This window comes from Pseudomonas trutticola BRTCR10, assembly GCF_056155105.1.
This window is the reverse complement of record NZ_CM149552.1, coordinates 4,382,206-4,397,096: the sequence shown is the minus strand read 5'-3', so window position 1 is coordinate 4,397,096 and position 14,891 is coordinate 4,382,206. Positions and strand designations below refer to the sequence as shown.

13 protein-coding genes are annotated in these 14,891 nt (G+C 56.5%); 8 read left to right on the top strand and 5 right to left on the bottom strand.

Translation table 11 applies throughout. The features are described 5' to 3' along the window. The first annotated feature begins 8 nt into the window (after positions 1-8). Entirely contained in the window at positions 9-1,058 is a 1,050-nt protein-coding gene (locus ACVVH8_RS19925) for an acyltransferase family protein (RefSeq protein ID WP_475225851.1), read from the top strand. Between the two features lie 185 nt (positions 1,059-1,243). Beyond that, entirely contained in the window at positions 1,244-2,374 is a 1,131-nt protein-coding gene (locus tag ACVVH8_RS19920; protein ID WP_475225848.1) for an SGNH/GDSL hydrolase family protein, read from the top strand. 41 nt (positions 2,375-2,415) lie between these two features. On the opposite strand, the gene ACVVH8_RS19915 is transcribed toward ACVVH8_RS19920, so the two are convergent. Both ACVVH8_RS19915 and galU read right to left on the bottom strand, forming a co-directional pair. Further along, complete coding sequence (locus ACVVH8_RS19915) at positions 2,416-2,820, bottom strand: phosphohexomutase domain-containing protein (protein WP_103305099.1); 405 nt, start codon at positions 2,818-2,820, stop codon at positions 2,416-2,418. A 29-nt stretch (positions 2,821-2,849) separates the two neighbouring features. Further along, a complete protein-coding gene (galU, locus tag ACVVH8_RS19910; RefSeq protein ID WP_007910549.1) occupies positions 2,850-3,683 on the bottom strand; it encodes a UTP--glucose-1-phosphate uridylyltransferase GalU in 834 nt (277 codons plus the stop codon). 390 nt (positions 3,684-4,073) lie between these two features. On the opposite strand from galU, the gene galE reads away from it, so the two are divergent. From galE to ACVVH8_RS19880, 6 genes are all read left to right on the top strand, one after another. Then, positions 4,074-5,090: a UDP-glucose 4-epimerase GalE gene (gene galE, locus ACVVH8_RS19905; protein WP_475225845.1), complete on the top strand. Its 1,017-nt coding sequence runs from the start codon at positions 4,074-4,076 to the stop codon at positions 5,088-5,090. Between the two features lie 231 nt (positions 5,091-5,321). Further along, positions 5,322-5,558 carry a hypothetical protein gene (locus tag ACVVH8_RS19900; protein WP_007910552.1) on the top strand — a complete coding sequence of 79 codons (237 nt, stop codon included), beginning with the start codon at positions 5,322-5,324 and terminating at the stop codon, positions 5,556-5,558. Between the two features lie 88 nt (positions 5,559-5,646). Further along, the gene (locus ACVVH8_RS19895; RefSeq protein WP_213026113.1) at positions 5,647-6,762 is read left to right on the top strand and encodes a polysaccharide biosynthesis/export family protein; all 1,116 of its coding nucleotides are present in this window, start codon (positions 5,647-5,649) and stop codon (positions 6,760-6,762) included. Between the two features lie 11 nt (positions 6,763-6,773). Further along, on the top strand, positions 6,774-7,439 hold the full coding sequence (locus ACVVH8_RS19890; protein WP_475225842.1) for a YjbF family lipoprotein: 666 nt from the start codon (positions 6,774-6,776) through the stop codon (positions 7,437-7,439). Then, positions 7,436-8,197 carry a capsule biosynthesis GfcC family protein gene (locus tag ACVVH8_RS19885; protein ID WP_475225839.1) on the top strand — a complete coding sequence of 254 codons (762 nt, stop codon included), beginning with the start codon at positions 7,436-7,438 and terminating at the stop codon, positions 8,195-8,197. Before ACVVH8_RS19890 ends, ACVVH8_RS19885 begins: the two co-directional genes overlap by 4 nt. Continuing rightward, positions 8,194-10,272 carry a YjbH domain-containing protein gene (locus ACVVH8_RS19880; RefSeq protein WP_475225837.1) on the top strand — a complete coding sequence of 693 codons (2,079 nt, stop codon included), beginning with the start codon at positions 8,194-8,196 and terminating at the stop codon, positions 10,270-10,272. The genes ACVVH8_RS19885 and ACVVH8_RS19880 overlap by 4 nt, the downstream gene beginning before the upstream one ends. 691 nt (positions 10,273-10,963) lie before the next feature. On the opposite strand, the gene ACVVH8_RS19875 is transcribed toward ACVVH8_RS19880, so the two are convergent. The 3 genes from ACVVH8_RS19875 to ACVVH8_RS19865 form a co-directional block, all read right to left on the bottom strand. Next, on the bottom strand, positions 10,964-12,358 hold the full coding sequence (locus ACVVH8_RS19875; protein ID WP_475225834.1) for an undecaprenyl-phosphate glucose phosphotransferase: 1,395 nt from the start codon (positions 12,356-12,358) through the stop codon (positions 10,964-10,966). Between the two features lie 391 nt (positions 12,359-12,749). Continuing rightward, the gene (locus ACVVH8_RS19870; protein ID WP_103305106.1) at positions 12,750-13,409 is read right to left on the bottom strand and encodes a winged helix-turn-helix domain-containing protein; all 660 of its coding nucleotides are present in this window, start codon (positions 13,407-13,409) and stop codon (positions 12,750-12,752) included. A 270-nt stretch (positions 13,410-13,679) separates the two neighbouring features. Continuing rightward, positions 13,680-14,420 (bottom strand): winged helix-turn-helix domain-containing protein, encoded by a 741-nt coding sequence (locus ACVVH8_RS19865; RefSeq protein WP_475225832.1) that lies wholly within the window; start codon positions 14,418-14,420, stop codon positions 13,680-13,682. Positions 14,421-14,891 lie beyond the last annotated feature (471 nt).

The following is a 14,891-nucleotide window of genomic DNA, read 5'->3' as shown; positions in this document are numbered from 1 at the left end:
GGTGCTTTATGTCGAGCAAGAAAAAGTCCCTGGAGATCGAAACCCTGCGCGGCCTGGCGTGCCTGCTGCTGGTGCTCTATCACGTCATCGGGCCGTTGGGCGGTGGTCTGAAGATCGATATCGGCTCGCCGTTCCGGGTGATTGCCGATTCGATGGTGTACGTGCGCATGCCGCTGTTCACCTTTATTTCCGGGTACATCTATTCGATCTACAAAATCCGCGGCAATGACTTTTCCGCATTCTTCAGCGGCAAGGTACGGCGGTTGATCGTGCCGCTGTTTTGCGTCGGCGTGCCGTTCTCGGTGCTGCAAGCGGTGGGGCCGGGGGTGAACAAGGATGTCGGGGTGATCGACGCGTTGCTGTCGTTCTGGGTGCCGATCAATCACTTCTGGTTCTTGCAGGCGGTGTTCATCATTTTCATGTTCGTCGGCTTGCTGGAGTGGCGGGGCTTGCTGCGTTCTCCGGCGCGGTTGTTCGGTCTGTTCGCGTTTGCAGCGGTGTTGTTTCTGCTGCCGCCGTTCAAGCTCGATGCGTTTGGCATCAATGGCGCGATTTACCTGCTACCGTTTTTTGTCGCGGGGATGATCGGGCAGGAAAATGTCGACCGGTTGAAGCAGACGTTCAAGGTGATCGGCCCATTGGTGTTCGTGGTGATTTCGCTGACGCTGTTGTACGTGGCGGCGATTGATCGTGAGTTGATTGTTGATCGCCGTAGTCTGATCGGTCTGACCGTCGGTTGCGTGTCCTGCATCGCGTTGCTGTCGAGTGATATGCGCTCGAAGTGGCTGACCTGGCTGGGTGGTTACTCCTACGCGATTTTCCTGTTTCATGTGTTGTTCGCGGCCACGTCGCGGTTTGTGCTGGGGCGGTTGGGTGTGAAGGATGAAAGCCTGCTGGTATTCGGTGGCGTGGCGTGCGGCTTGCTCGGGCCGGTGGTGTTGTCGATGATTTTCAGTCGGTTCAATTTCACCTCTGTGTTGTTCCTCGGTGAGCGCGCAGCGAAGAAGAAACCGTTGGCGCCCATCACTCCGGTGGTGCCAACCCAATCATCCCTGTAAGTCACACGATCACCTGTGGGAGCTGGCTTGCCAGCGATGGGGTCGAGTCAGGTACAGATCATTACCTGATCCACCGCCATCGCTGGCAAGCCAGCTCCCACAGGTTTATTGGTATGCACAGATTTAATGGATGACCGCAAACCCTGTGGGAGCGAGCCTCCACTACGGATTTAAGGAAATTTTGCATGTTGGCAGTAGATGACGCGCAACCCGTCGCAGCGTCGGTGGTTGAGGTGGGCGATGCGCGTGAGCGCTTTGCTCAGTGGCGCGAAGGCCAGGCCGGCAAGGTGTTGGCGGTCTCGGTAATCGGCGATAGCTACAGCGCCGGGCAGGATTTCTATCTGAACAAACTGGTGCAACGCGTGGCCGGGGAGGTCGGTTTCGCCGGGCCCGGTTACGTTGGCTTCAACCATGGCGCGGCGTTGGGTGGCACGCATTTCAAATACACCCGCAGCAACGAGAAGTACTTTGGTGGCGGCTGGGATGTGTCCGGCCTCGGCCAGGCCAGTCCTGACAGCCGCACGGTGACAGGGCAGCCCGGCGCCTGGCTACAGATCGATGCCAACCCGACACCTCGGATCAACACGGCGGTCACCCAGGCGAAGTTGCTTTATCGGGGCAATGGCGAACCCAGTGAGGTGCGCTATCGCTGGGCGCCGTCGGAAGACTGGAAACCATTGACGCTTGCAGGCTCAGGCGTTCAGGAAGTGCCATTGCCGAGCACACCGCCAGCGGCGGATTGGTCATTCAAACTGGAAGTGGTGAAAGGCTCGCCGACGTTGTTCGGCCTGTGGATGAGCAATGATCAGCACGGCATTCGGGTGTCCAAACTCGCGGCGTCTGGCGCGGCATCCGCTGACTTCTACCACAAGGATCTGCAGTGGCAGACGCAGTGGAAAGCCGCCGTCTCAAAGATCCCCGCCGACGTTTACCTGATCATGCTCGGTGGCAACGATCAGGGTTTTGGGGTGAAACCCGAAGCATATCTGCACAACGTCCAGGGTCTGGTGGGAATGATCCGCGAGATCCAGCCAGCGGCGAGCATCAACCTGATCATGCGTCAGGACACCACGCGCTCCAGCGCCTATCCGATGTCGGCGTATGCGCAGGTATTGCAGCCTTGGGCCCACGAGCAGCATCTGGGTTACGCCAATCTGCAATGCGCCTTTGGCTCCGACGTCAAACGCTATGCTGGCGCGATGATCGGCCCGGACAAGATCCATCCGCTCCCGGCTACGGGGGGAAAGTTGATTGCTGATTATTTTTACCGCTGGATAGTGGGCGCGGACGATAACTGCTCCGCATCCCGGCAGTGATCGTTCCCACGCAGAGCGTGGGAACGATCAGGTGAGGGGCATTATTCGAAGGCGTCGATTTGATCGAGCAATTCCGTAACCTTCTGCGGCATCAATCGCGTATCACAACGGGTTTCGACGTTGATGATGATCGCCGGGTCGTTGCAGCAGATGCGCACGCGAAAGCGCCAGTCACCGAAAATCACCTTCAGCCCATCACTGTCATCCATTTCCAGCGCCTGCTCGCCATACAGTTTTTTCAGATGGGCGAGCAGGGGATAGGGATCGGCCATCGTCCGGCGAATGTCGCCAGACGAAGGAAACATGCCAATCCGCTCCACCAGCAAAATCGTGCCCAGCCAGGACTCGTTGGCGCTGGGCAACGGCTGATGGCGGGACAACCAACTCATCACCCCGAGGTTATCCACCTCGCGTTCAATCTCTACGGAATGTTGTGCAATGTTCATGGTGGCCTCGCTGGGAGAAGGGAGCCGTCTCAGCGGCCCTTGAGGTAGACGTTTTCGTAGCAGAAATTGGTCGCTTGCAGATAACCCTCGGCGTCGCCGCAGTCGAAGCGCAGGCCCTTGAACTTGTAGGCCAGCACGCAACCGTTCTGCGCCTGTTTCATCAGCGCGTCGGTGATCTGGATTTCACCGCCCTTGCCCGGTTGGGTGTCGGCGATCAGGTCGAAAATGTCCGGGGTCAAGATGTAGCGACCGATGATCGCCAGGTTCGACGGCGCATCCTGCGGGGCGGGTTTTTCCACCATGTTGTTGACGCGGTAGATGCCGTCGGACATCAGTTCGCCGGCGATCACGCCGTACTTGTGCGTCTGGTCAGCCGGGACTTCCTGGATGGCGACGATCGAGCAGCGGAATTTCTTGTAGAGCTCGATCATCTGCGTGAGCACGCCGTCACCTTCCAGGTTCAGGCACAGGTCATCGGCCAGCACCACGGCGAAGGGTTCGTCGCCGATCAAGGGGCGACCGCTGAGGATCGCGTGGCCAAGGCCTTTCATTTCCACCTGACGGGTGTAGGAGAAGGTGCAGGTATCGATCAGCTCGCGGGTGCCGGCGAGGAACTTCTCTTTCTCGGTGCCGCGAATCTGGTGTTCCAGTTCATAGCTGATGTCGAAATGGTCTTCCAGCGCACGCTTGCCGCGACCGGTGACGATGGCCATGTGTTGCAGGCCGGCGTCCCGCGCTTCTTCAACGGCGTATTCGATCAACGGCTTGTTGACGATCGGCAGCATCTCTTTAGGCATGGCTTTGGTGGCCGGCAAGAAACGCGTGCCATAGCCGGCAGCGGGGAACAAACATTTACGAATCATAAAAGTATCCTGGACAGTCATGGAACACAGGCAACGGTTGCGGGCCATAACAAATGGCTGCAAGTTTCAATGAGTATTGAAGACTTACTTTAATACCCGAGTCAGGTTATTAATGGCAATTGGCGACGGCGGTAAAACGCGACAATGTTATTAGATGTCGGTTAGAGCGTTATTAGTTATTTTTAGTCGGTATCTGTTGATAGTGGTGTTTGCACTTGCAGTGCTAATAAGTAGCGGGCGATACAGTGTGACTTGCAAAAATATTTATTGCCAGTCATTGAACTGAATTTGTTTTTTGTTGTTGTCGCCTTATTTGTGTGGATTGCGACACATCTGCACAACAACAGGCTTGACAACCTACCGGCTACTTATCCACTAACGGACCGCGCTATGAAGATTCTGGTAACCGGTGGCGCCGGCTATATCGGCTCGCACACCACACTTGCTTTGCTTGAAGCGGGTTATGAAGTTGTCGTGCTGGATAATCTTTGCAACAGCAGCGATGCGGCATTGCATGCGGTAGAAGCCATCTGCGGCAAGAGCGCGTTGATGATTCGCGGCGACGTCTGCGACCGCGCGCTGCTGGATCGGATTTTCCAGGAGCACGCCATCGAAGCCGTGCTGCATTTTGCCGGGCTCAAGGCCGTCGGCGAGAGCGTGCGCCAGCCTTTGGCGTATTACGAAACCAATGTCAGCGGCAGCATCACGCTGTGTCAGGCGATGGCAGCGGCGGGGGTGTTCCGGCTGGTGTTCAGCTCATCGGCCACCGTTTACGGTGAGCCTGAGCAGATGCCGATCCGTGAAGACTTCCCGACCGGCAACCCGACCAACCCCTACGGTCAATCCAAGCTGATCGTCGAGAACGTGCTGCGCGATCTGTGTCAGTCCGAACCGCGCTGGAGCATCGCTTTGCTGCGTTACTTCAACCCGATCGGCGCGCATCACAGCGGCCAGATGGGCGAGGATCCCAACGGCATCCCCAACAACCTGCTGCCTTACATCAGTCAGGTCGCGGTCGGTAGCCTGCCGGAGCTGTCGATCTTCGGCGACGATTACCCGACAGTCGATGGCACCGGTGTGCGCGACTACATCCACGTCGTCGACCTGGCGGAGGGGCACTTGAAGGCCTTGCAGTCGATCAGCGGGCGCAGCGGCATTCATACCTGGAACCTTGGCACCGGCGATGGCTACAGCGTGTTGCAAGTGCTGCGCGCTTTCGAACAGGCCAGCGGACAACCGGTGCCTTATCGGGTGATGCCACGTCGTTCGGGGGATATCGCCGAGAGTTGGGCCGACGCTTCCAAAGCTGCGAAAGAGTTGGGCTGGAAAGCCACGCGAAACTTGCAGGACATGGTCACCGACACTTGGCGCTGGCAATCGAGTCATCCAAACGGCTATCTCGGATAATGTCGTTTTGATACCGAATGTTAGTTTCGGTCAGGTGTTAGATATCGTCTGGAAAATACGCTGGAAATGCCTTTTGCAAGTCCGTAGATATAAACCTGCCGTTCGACTTTTATCAGTTGGGTAAGACTGTGAAAGAACAACGGATCTTGTTCGCATTTTTCGCGGACTTGAACTCTACCACCTCTAACACACGCCGGTTTTTAACAGGATGAATGTTAGAAAGGAGTTGATATGAAAAAAGTGATGGCAGTTGCCCTGTTGACGATGTTGAGCAACTGGGCTGCCGCAGCTGAAGCGCCGCTGACAGCGGTAACCAATGTAGGTGGCAATGTAGCGGCTTCTCAAGCGCCTGCAGCCAGTACTGCAATGGTTGCCAGTGCTGTAGCGGCGTCCAACAGCGGTGGCAGTGCCAACGGCGGTACCACCGGTACGACGGGTACCACCGGTACAACCGGCACGCATAACTAACAGACGTTTTTGTTAGTGCAGTAAGGGTCGCCCGACGCAAGTCGGGTGACTTCTTTTTAGATTCGCCCTTGAATAGCGTAGTGCCATTATGACTCGTAGTTTTTCTCTTTTAATGTTGGCAAGTCTCGCTTTACAAGGTTGCATGTTTTCCCCGGGCCAATACCTGAGCACCAGTGACATCACCCGCCAAGGGGCCAGTGAAAGCAGCCGGGTCGAGCTGATCCCGATCACCCCCAAGCTGATTTCCACCACTCGCGCCACGCAAAAGCGCACGTCGGTGCCGAAGGAGCTGTTGGCGACCCCGGCCGAATATCGCATCGGCAATAACGATGTGTTGTACATCACGGTCTGGGATCACCCCGAACTGACGGCCCCGTCCGGCGCGCAACAACAGATCGATGCCAACGGCCGTCTGGTGCGTTCCGATGGCACGCTGTATTACCCGTTCATCAAGGAAGTCCAGGCCGCCGGCCGGACCATCCAGCAACTGCGCGCGGACATCGAACAGCGCCTGTCGGCGTTTATCGCCGAGCCGCAGGTAGACGTCGCCGTGCTGCGTTTCGCCAGTCAGAAAGTCGTGGTCACCGGCGCGGTCGGCAAGGCCGGCCCGCAAGCTATTTCGACCAATCCGCTGAGCGTGGTCGAGGCCCTCGGCACGGCCGGTATCGACACCAACAATGCTGACCTGTCGGGCCTGACACTGACGCGCAACGGGCGGGTCTATCCGCTCAATCTCGACTCGCTCAACCAGCAGGATTCCGAGTTGCAGGGTGTCTACCTCAAGGGCGGCGACCAGTTGTATCTGCCGTACAACGACAACAAGCGCATCTATGTGATGGGCGAGGTCAATCAGCCGCGCGCATTGAGCTTCAAGACCGCGACCATGAACCTTTCCGATGTGCTTGGTTCGGTCGGCGGCTTGAGCCAGACCACCTCCAACGGCAACGCGGTGTACGTCATTCGCGGTGTGGAAAACCTCGATGTCGAGCCGGCGAAGATCTACCAGTTGAACGCCGAATCGCCGACCGCCATGGCCCTCGCCACGCACTTTGAAGTACGCCCACAGGACGTCGTGTATGTCGGGCCTGCCAACGTGACGCGCTGGAACCGCTTCATCAGCCAATTGGTGCCGTCGGCATCGATTGTCGGAACCGGGGCTTCCGCAGCGAAGAACTGGAGCGAATTCAGTAACAACAGCAAATAAGGTCGCCGACTGTGAACACGTTGAAAGTTGGCGTCTGCCTGATGGCGGCCCTGTTGTTGTGTGGCTGTAACCCGCTGATGAGCGCGTCGCTGAACAACCTCAAATCGGCAGTGATCGGCCCGGATGAAGTGCACGTGACGCCGGCCCAGGTGGCCGAGGTCAATTACCCGCAACTCAAGCTGACCACGCCATCGGGCTCCGGGGTGCTGGCGCTGGTGCGCGAGCGTGAGGACCTGCAGTTCTGGGTCGCCTCCGGCAAACAGGTTTTGCTCCTGCGCAATGGTCTCGCCGTGCGCAGCATTGGCCTGGGCCTTGAGGGCGATCTCGACGGCACGCGACTGGCGGATGACTCGCCGTTCAAATCAGGTCTGCATCAAGTTGCCGATGGCTTTACCAGTCGGCGCTGGATCGATCTCTACAAGGGTCAGGAAGTCGGGGTGATCGTCAACAGCCGCTTCATCCGTCGCGCCACGGAAACCCTGGACATTCTCGATAAGGAATACACCGTGCTGCGTGTCGATGAGCAGATTGACGCCCCGGCCATCGGTCTGAGTGCGACCAATCGTTATTGGGTCGATCCGCGTGACGGATTCATCGTCAAGAGTGAGCAGCAACTGACCGCGCAATTGCGCGTGAAGATTGTGCAACTGACCCCTGATCGCAGGCACCTGCCGTGAAGCGGTTCAGAATGCTGTCGGCGTGCCTGTTGTTGATCAGCGGCATCAGCCAGGCCGCCGTCACCGTCAGCGGTGATGTCGCCAACCCCGGGCCGGTCAAGCTGCCCGCGGGCGGGCGCCTGCTCGATGTGATCAACGAAGCTGTCCCGAATGCCGAAGGTTATTGGCTGGCGGGTGTCTTGTTGCGTCAGTCATTGCTGGAAGAGCAGACGCGGCTCAAGGCCGGCGTGTTGTTTGATCTGGACGTGTTGCAACGCATGGCGGCGCTCTTCGATAGACCGAGTCGGGTGGCGCTGGCGCAGCGCTTGGCCGAGCAGGTGCGGCAGATGCCGGTGACCGGACGGCAGATCGCCGATCTCGATCCGGTGGCGATCGAAGTCGGCTTCGCCCGCAACATTCGGCTGGACGATGGCGATCGCCTGATCTACCCGAAACGCGTCGACGAAGTTGAGGTGCTCGGCGCTGTCGCCGAAACCTGCCATTTGCCTTATCAGCCCTTGCTGGAAGCCCGTGAATATCTGGAAAGCTGCCCGCCGCTGGACGATGCCGAGGCCGATTACCTGTGGCTGATCCAGCCCAACGGTGTCTCGCGACGCGTCGGCATTGCCCACTGGAATCGCGAGAGCGGGCAGTTTCCGGTGGCAGGCAGCAAGATTCTGGTGCCGGTGAAAAATGATGATCTGGATCCGCCTGTCCCTGAGTTGAATCAGCAGTTGGCCGAATTGATTGCCACGCAGCTGGCCGAGGTGGTTCGTTGAAGTTACGTTTTGCAGCTGTGTTGTTATTGCCTTGTGGTCTGGCGCATGCCGAGCCGCGCATTACTCAGAATGACTTTGGTGGCACCGGTCTGTTGCAGACGCCGACCGCGCGCATGGCCCCGGCCGGCGAGTTGAGCGTCAACGCCAACCGCACCGAGCCCTACAGTCGCTACAGCGTTTCGTTGCAGCCACTGGACTGGCTCGAAGGTTCCTTCCGTTACACCGCGATCACCAACCGGCCGTACGGCTCCGAGGCCCTCAGCGGCAGCCAGAGCTATAAGGATAAGGCGGTCGACGTCAAAGTCCGGCTGTGGCAGGAGAGCCATTGGTTGCCCGATGTCGCACTGGGTTTCCGAGACGTCGGTGGTACGGGTTTGTTCTCCAGTGAGTTTTTTGTCGCCAACAAGCGCTACGACAATTTCGATTTCAGCGCCGGCATTGCCTGGGGTTATCTGGGCAACCGAGGCGACATGGATAACCCGCTGGGCTATGTCAGTGATCGCTTCGATACCCGGCCCGCGCTCGAAGGCACCGGTGACGTCAACTCAGGTTCGTACTTTCGCGGCAGGCCTTCGTTGTTTGGTGGCGTGAGTTATCAGACTCCCTGGGATCGCCTGAGCCTGAAACTCGAATACGAAGGCAACGATTACAAGCACGAACCGAAGGACAACATCATCAAGCAGGACTCGCCGATCAACTTCGGCGCGGTGTTCAAGGTGGCGGATTCGGTCGACGTCAGCGCGGCGTGGGAGCGTGGTAATACGGCGATGTTCGGCATCACCTTCCACACCAACTTCGTCAGCCGCAAGGCGCCGGCGAAGACTTACGATCCAACGCCTGAGCCTTTGCCAGCGAAGATGCCGACCACCGCGATGGAGCAGGTTGACTGGGCCAACGTCTCGCAACGTTTGCAGCAGAATGCCGGCTACAAGGTCGAGCGCATCAGCCAGCGCGATTCCGAATTGATCGTGTATGGCGAGCAACAGCGTTACTTTCATTCGTCCAAGGCTGTCGGGCGGGCGAGCCGGATTCTCGATAACAGCGTCAACGACGACATCAACTGGTTCACCGTGGTCAACAAGCGTTACGACTTGCCGCTGGAAGAAACCAGCGTGCCGCGCCAGACCTTCCGCGAAGTGATCAACAACGAGGAGCCGCTACAATCGCTGCACCGCACCACCGAAGTCAATCCGGCGATGCCGCACAACGAGAAAACCCTCTACACCGAAGCGCCGCAGCATTTCAGTTATGGCGTCGGTCTGGGCTTCAAGCAGAACGTCGGCGGCCCGGAAGGTTTGCTCTATCAATTCAGTGCCGATGCGGATGCCGAATACCGCTTCAATCGCAGCACCTGGTGGAGTGGCATGCTCAGCGCCAACCTGAAGAACAACTTCGACAAATTCACCTATGACGCACCCAGCGGTTTGCCGCGTGTGCGTACGGATTTGCGTCAGTACCTGACCGAATCCGAAGTGACCATGCCGATGTTCCAGCTCAGCCACACCGAGCAGTTGGATAAAGATCTGTATGGCATGGTTTATGGCGGTTATCTGGAATCGATGTTTGCCGGGGTCGGGGGCGAGGTGCTGTTCCGCCCGACGGGCGAGCGCTGGTCGGTGGGTGCGGATCTGAACTACGTGCGTCAGCGGGAATTCGATCAGGGGTTTGGTTTGCGCGATTACTCGGTGGTGACCGGGCATATCACCGGTTACACCGATTTGCCGTATGACACACTCGCCGCTGTCAGTGTCGGCAGGTATCTGGCCGGTGACTGGGGCGGTACGCTGGACATCTCTCGCGAGTTCTCCAACGGCGTGCGCTTCGGAGCCTGGGCGACCATCACCACGGCCGGCAGTGCCGAGTACGGGGAGGGTAGCTTCGACAAGGGGATCTACCTGTCCATCCCGTTCGACGAAATGATGAGCATGTCGACCATGCGCCGCGCCAACCTCGTGTGGGCACCGCTGACCCGTGACGGTGGCGCAAGGCTTAATCGGGGTTATCAACTGCATTCGATGACCGATAGCCGGGATGACGACATGTTCTATCGCAACTTCGAGAAGATCACCGAGTAATCCCTGTACCAAATCCAATCCCTGTGGGAGCTGGCTTGCCAGCGATGACGACGGTCCATTCGGCATCAATGTTGACTGGGCGGACGCAATCGCGGGCAAGTCGGCCCCCACAGGGGGTTTGTGACTGGTCCAAAATTCCGGCTTATCTGCAGCTCCTTTTGTGAGCTGTGCTTTCGCCAAATCCTGGGCCACCATCAATCCCCTGTGGGAGCTGGCTTGCCAGCGATGACGGCGGTCCATTCGGCATCAATGTTGAATGGGCGGACGCAATCGCGGGCAAGCCTGCTCCCACAGTGGGGGTGTGTGGAGTCCGAAATCCCGGCTTATCTGCAGCTCCTTTTGTGAGCTGTGCTGTCGCCAAATCCTGGGCCACCATCAATCCCCTGTGGGAGCTGGCTTGCCAGCGATGACGGCGGTCCATTCGGCATTAATGTTGACTGACCTGACGCCATCGCGGGCAAGCCACGCTCCCACAGTGGTGTTGTATCGAATCCAAAATCATGGCCAAGACACGATCCCCGTAGGAGTGAGCCTGCTCGCGATAGCGCCCGACCAGTCGCCATCTGCATGCCTGACACACCGCCATCGCGAGCAGGCTCACTCCTACATGGCGTACCGCGAACCCCAAATCAGGGGCACAAAAAAGGGGACTTTCGTCCCCTTGCGGTCTTGCCTTGCGCAGCGCTGAATCTCAGTAGATATCCTTCGACAACAGCGTAAGCGGTGTCTTCACCAGGATCTTCAGGTCGAGCCACAACGACCAGTTGTTGATGTACTGCAGGTCGATCTCTACACGCTTTTGCATCTTGTCGAGGGTATCCGTTTCACCCCGGCAGCCGCTGATTTGCGCCAGTCCGGTAATGCCCGGTTTAATCCGGTGACGCGCCATGTAGGCGAGGATTTTCCCCGAGTAGAAATGGTTGTGCGCGACGGCGTGTGGACGCGGGCCAACCAGTGCCATATGCCCCTGCAGCACGTTGAACAGTTGCGGCAACTCGTCCAGCGATGTGCGGCGGATAAAGCGTCCGACGGCGGTGATGCGCGAGTCGTTGCGGCTGGCCTGTTTGACATCGCGGTCATCGTGGACACGCATCGAGCGGAACTTCCAGACCTTGATCACCTTGCCGTTCCAGCCATGGCGATCCTGCTTGAAGAACACCGGGCCAGGCGAGTTCAGTTTTACCGCCAGAGCAATGATCAGCAGCACCGGGCTCAGCAGAAGGATGGCCAGCAGCGCCACGCTTTTTTCCGCCAGGCTTTTGCTTAGTGCTGCGGTCGGTCGGCTGGTCAGCGGGCTCTCGTTCAAGTAGATCGCCGGCAGACCGTCCACGACTTTCACCGAGTGATTGAGCAGGGTCAGACTGTTCAGGTCCGGCACCCAGACAACATCCACGTTGGCACCCAGCAAGTCGACATACATGGCTTCGATTTTCGCCGCTTCCGACAGCGGCAGGGTGATGTACAAGCGGCGGATGTCGTGGGCCTTGATCAGCTCCAGCAACTGTTCCTGAGCGCCGACAACGCGTGGAGCATCAGAATCCAGAGTGGGCAGGCTACCGTTGCTGACCAATCCCACCAGCGGCAGGTTTTCGATCTGGCTGAGCTTTTTCGCCAGGCCCAATGCCAGTTCACCTGTCCCCACAATCAGGGTCTTGTGCTCGCTTTTGCGTGAACGCTGATAGAACTTCGAGAACGCATGCAGCGGCGCGTACAGCAACGCCTGACCAAGGAAGCCATAAACCGCCCAGCTCAAGATCACCTGCCGGGAAAACAGCTCATCGGCCTTGCAGACAAATGCGATGAACGCCAGCGCCGCCATGGTCATCGACCAACCCATGAACAGCCGACCCAGTCCGGTCAGGTAGTTGTCGCGTTTGCGATAAACGCCACTGAACGTATAGGCCGGTACTGAGGCCAGTACCGCTAGCGTTGCGCACATTCGGTAATAGAACGCGACGGTTCCGGTGTGCTGTTCGGCCAGTACAAACAGCAGAGCAACAATAAACCCCTGCGCCAGCGCCCATTGGCCCCAAAAGGTCAGTCCCTTGAGGCCCGTGCTTCGATTGATACTGAGAGAAAGATCCATACGATATCCCCAAAAGACGTCCATTCAGGTTTCAACAGTTGAAAGCCGAGTTGTTAGTCAGATTTATTGTTTTTGTTTTAACGAGTGTTCTGAGGTAACAACGTCGATATGCCGAACTGTCGTCAGTCAATAGACTAAGTTATTGTCGGAGAATGGTGTCTGACGAGTTTTAACAAGATGGCACATTGCCAACTTTTTAATAATTAAATATAAGTCTGTTAGAAAAGGTCGTAGAGAAGGAGGTGAATAAGTGATGTTGTATTTGTTACTGTTGAAAGGGTGGAGGCAGGGAGTGTCAATCTATCAAGGGAGGTGAGTTCAAACAGAGTGCTCTTGTTGTTTTTGTAATCGCACTGTTATCTGTTTGTTTTGTTCGCGGTGGTCGCAGTGTTTACGCGACGATGTCCTGAATGAGGCAATAACCGCGGTTTCTTACGGCACGAAATAGCCGCTCACCATTACTGGCGCTTTTGAATTTGTCTTGCAGGCGACTCAGGCACATTTCCAGACCGCGATACTGTTCGGGCTCTCGGCCAATGCTGAGGATCAAGTCATCTCGACTGACAACGCGCTCTTCATGATGGAGCATTTTCCTGACCAATGCGGTTTCCAGTCCGGTAAGACTGATCTGCACATCTTCCTTGACCAGTGCGCCTTGATCATTATCCAGGTGCCAGGTTTCGGTGCCAGGTGTATCGCCTGTTATAGCTTGAGGCAAGTTGCTGGTTTCCCCAGTCATTGCCGGAACGCTTTGAAATGGATTCGTCGATTGTGCGGCGCGCCATTCAGACTCGAGCGTGGCCAGTATTCGCTGGGTGTCGTGTTCAATGGTGCGGGCGACGTTCTTTCGGGTGCCGCTTGGGTAAGTGAACTCCATCAGCATCGGAGTGGAAGAGGGTGAAGTAGCACCTTCAATAAACATTTGCGCCTGAGACGTGCCAAACGAATTGAAACGCTCGCTGGACAGAATGCTCTCAAGTTCACGCTGCGACGTTGTACTGTGAGTCACGACGACAAAATATTTTCTGGGGAGGGTTGTACTAGTTTCCATGTCTCTCTCCTTAACTGCGTACCAAAATTGGCTAAAAGGTCATTCGGCAGGCGAGCAATGACTTCCTTGGAAGTAATCGACAGGCAGGGTCTGGGCCCGAAAATGGCCCTCGATAAGTTCCACTCGATCTGCTGCTATGTTGTTGAGTTTATTGTTATGGTGTCGCGCTCATTCAAGTGCTTTGTTATAGGTAGATATGAAATACAACGAGAGCTATATGGTTGCATCAGACGATCCTTCGTTCGTATGCAAAAGGGTGGCTGCCCTTGATCAGGCAGTCGATATCAGGCCCCGCATCAGGCGATAGCCATAGCCGCGGATACTCTGAATCGCGTTTGTACCATACATGTCCTTGATTTTTCCACGCAAGCGGCTGATCGATTTCTCCAGCGCCCTCGGGTCGTAGAAATTGGTATTGAGCCCCATGATGGAGGCGATTTCATCATGGCTGAGAATGTGATTACTGGTTTGCGCAAACGCCTCGAGAATCTTCATTTCAGCAAACGAGATGTCGAGTTTCTGGCTAGTGCCCAACAGGCAAATGCGCGTGGGATCAAGCGTCAGACTGATATCGCGCTGCCATTCTTCACTGCTGAAGAACTCGCCCAGCAACTCGGCACTGTCGTCGGATAAGGTATTGAACTTGATACAGAAGTCCGCCCCGGCAAGATAGTATTTGATCTTGTTGAAGGCGCCCCGGCCAGTAATGACCGTGCAGATAATCGGTTTCAAGTTGTCGGTGCGCAGGTTCTCCACCAGCGCGAGATTATCTTCGAGGGCCTGTGGGCTGTCGATGACAATGAAGATGGCGCGATACGAACCAGCGCGTTCATTCTGCTTATATGAACTAGTGAACGAATCGACTTCAAGTGCCATATCGGTTCGCACGTGCTTGGCGAGTAGCGACCTGAAATGTTCAGCCACGCCACGGGTACGGCCCAGAGTGAGAACACCTGGTTCGTCGTTTGTCGGGCGCGGACTACTAGTCGCCAAGTTCCCTGAGAGCATCATGCATTGACTCGAATTAGGTGCTGACATCTGGATGTTAAAGCACCGGTTCTCATCTGTGACTGACAATTGGTAACATTCAAGCGGATTTTAGACGTGGCTCCCGAGTTTTCTAACAATAATTAAGCAATTCAAGCTTTTAGTTGATTTTTTCGGGAGTGTGAACTAGTCGTTAGATGGTGGCAATATGAAATTGTGCCACTATTTTGAACTCAATGCGACAGCTTTATTTGTGTCCATTGGCCACTGTCTGGCCATCCCGCATAGTGTGAGCCAGATCACACTTTATTGTCTAGATGAACTTTTTACTACTAAGTGCCTAAATTTTTTCACATTAGTTCGTAGGCGGACGTTTATTAACATGGCTTGAGTGTGTCTTTTGATAAGACGTAATCTCCTCGGCCAATAAGAACAAAAGCTCGAAGCCTTTGTATTTTTTCAGATACTCAATCCCTGAGTGTTATAAACCAGTCG

Excerpts from the sequence above, each read along its gene's own strand:
- ACVVH8_RS19865 (WP_475225832.1), bottom strand. The coding sequence starts at position 14,420 with ATGATGCTCTCAGGGAACTTGGCGACTAGTAGTCCGCGCCCGACAAAC.
- ACVVH8_RS19875 (WP_475225834.1), bottom strand. The coding sequence starts at position 12,358 with ATGGATCTTTCTCTCAGTATCAATCGAAGCACGGGCCTCAAGGGACTG.
- ACVVH8_RS19895 (WP_213026113.1), top strand. The coding sequence starts at position 5,647 with ATGACTCGTAGTTTTTCTCTTTTAATGTTGGCAAGTCTCGCTTTACAA.
- ACVVH8_RS19900 (WP_007910552.1), top strand. The coding sequence starts at position 5,322 with ATGAAAAAAGTGATGGCAGTTGCCCTGTTGACGATGTTGAGCAACTGG.
- galU (WP_007910549.1), bottom strand. The coding sequence starts at position 3,683 with ATGATTCGTAAATGTTTGTTCCCCGCTGCCGGCTATGGCACGCGTTTC.
- ACVVH8_RS19870 (WP_103305106.1), bottom strand. The coding sequence starts at position 13,409 with ATGGAAACTAGTACAACCCTCCCCAGAAAATATTTTGTCGTCGTGACT.
- ACVVH8_RS19925 (WP_475225851.1), top strand. The coding sequence starts at position 9 with ATGTCGAGCAAGAAAAAGTCCCTGGAGATCGAAACCCTGCGCGGCCTG.
- ACVVH8_RS19920 (WP_475225848.1), top strand. The coding sequence starts at position 1,244 with ATGTTGGCAGTAGATGACGCGCAACCCGTCGCAGCGTCGGTGGTTGAG.
- ACVVH8_RS19915 (WP_103305099.1), bottom strand. The coding sequence starts at position 2,820 with ATGAACATTGCACAACATTCCGTAGAGATTGAACGCGAGGTGGATAAC.
- galE (WP_475225845.1), top strand. The coding sequence starts at position 4,074 with ATGAAGATTCTGGTAACCGGTGGCGCCGGCTATATCGGCTCGCACACC.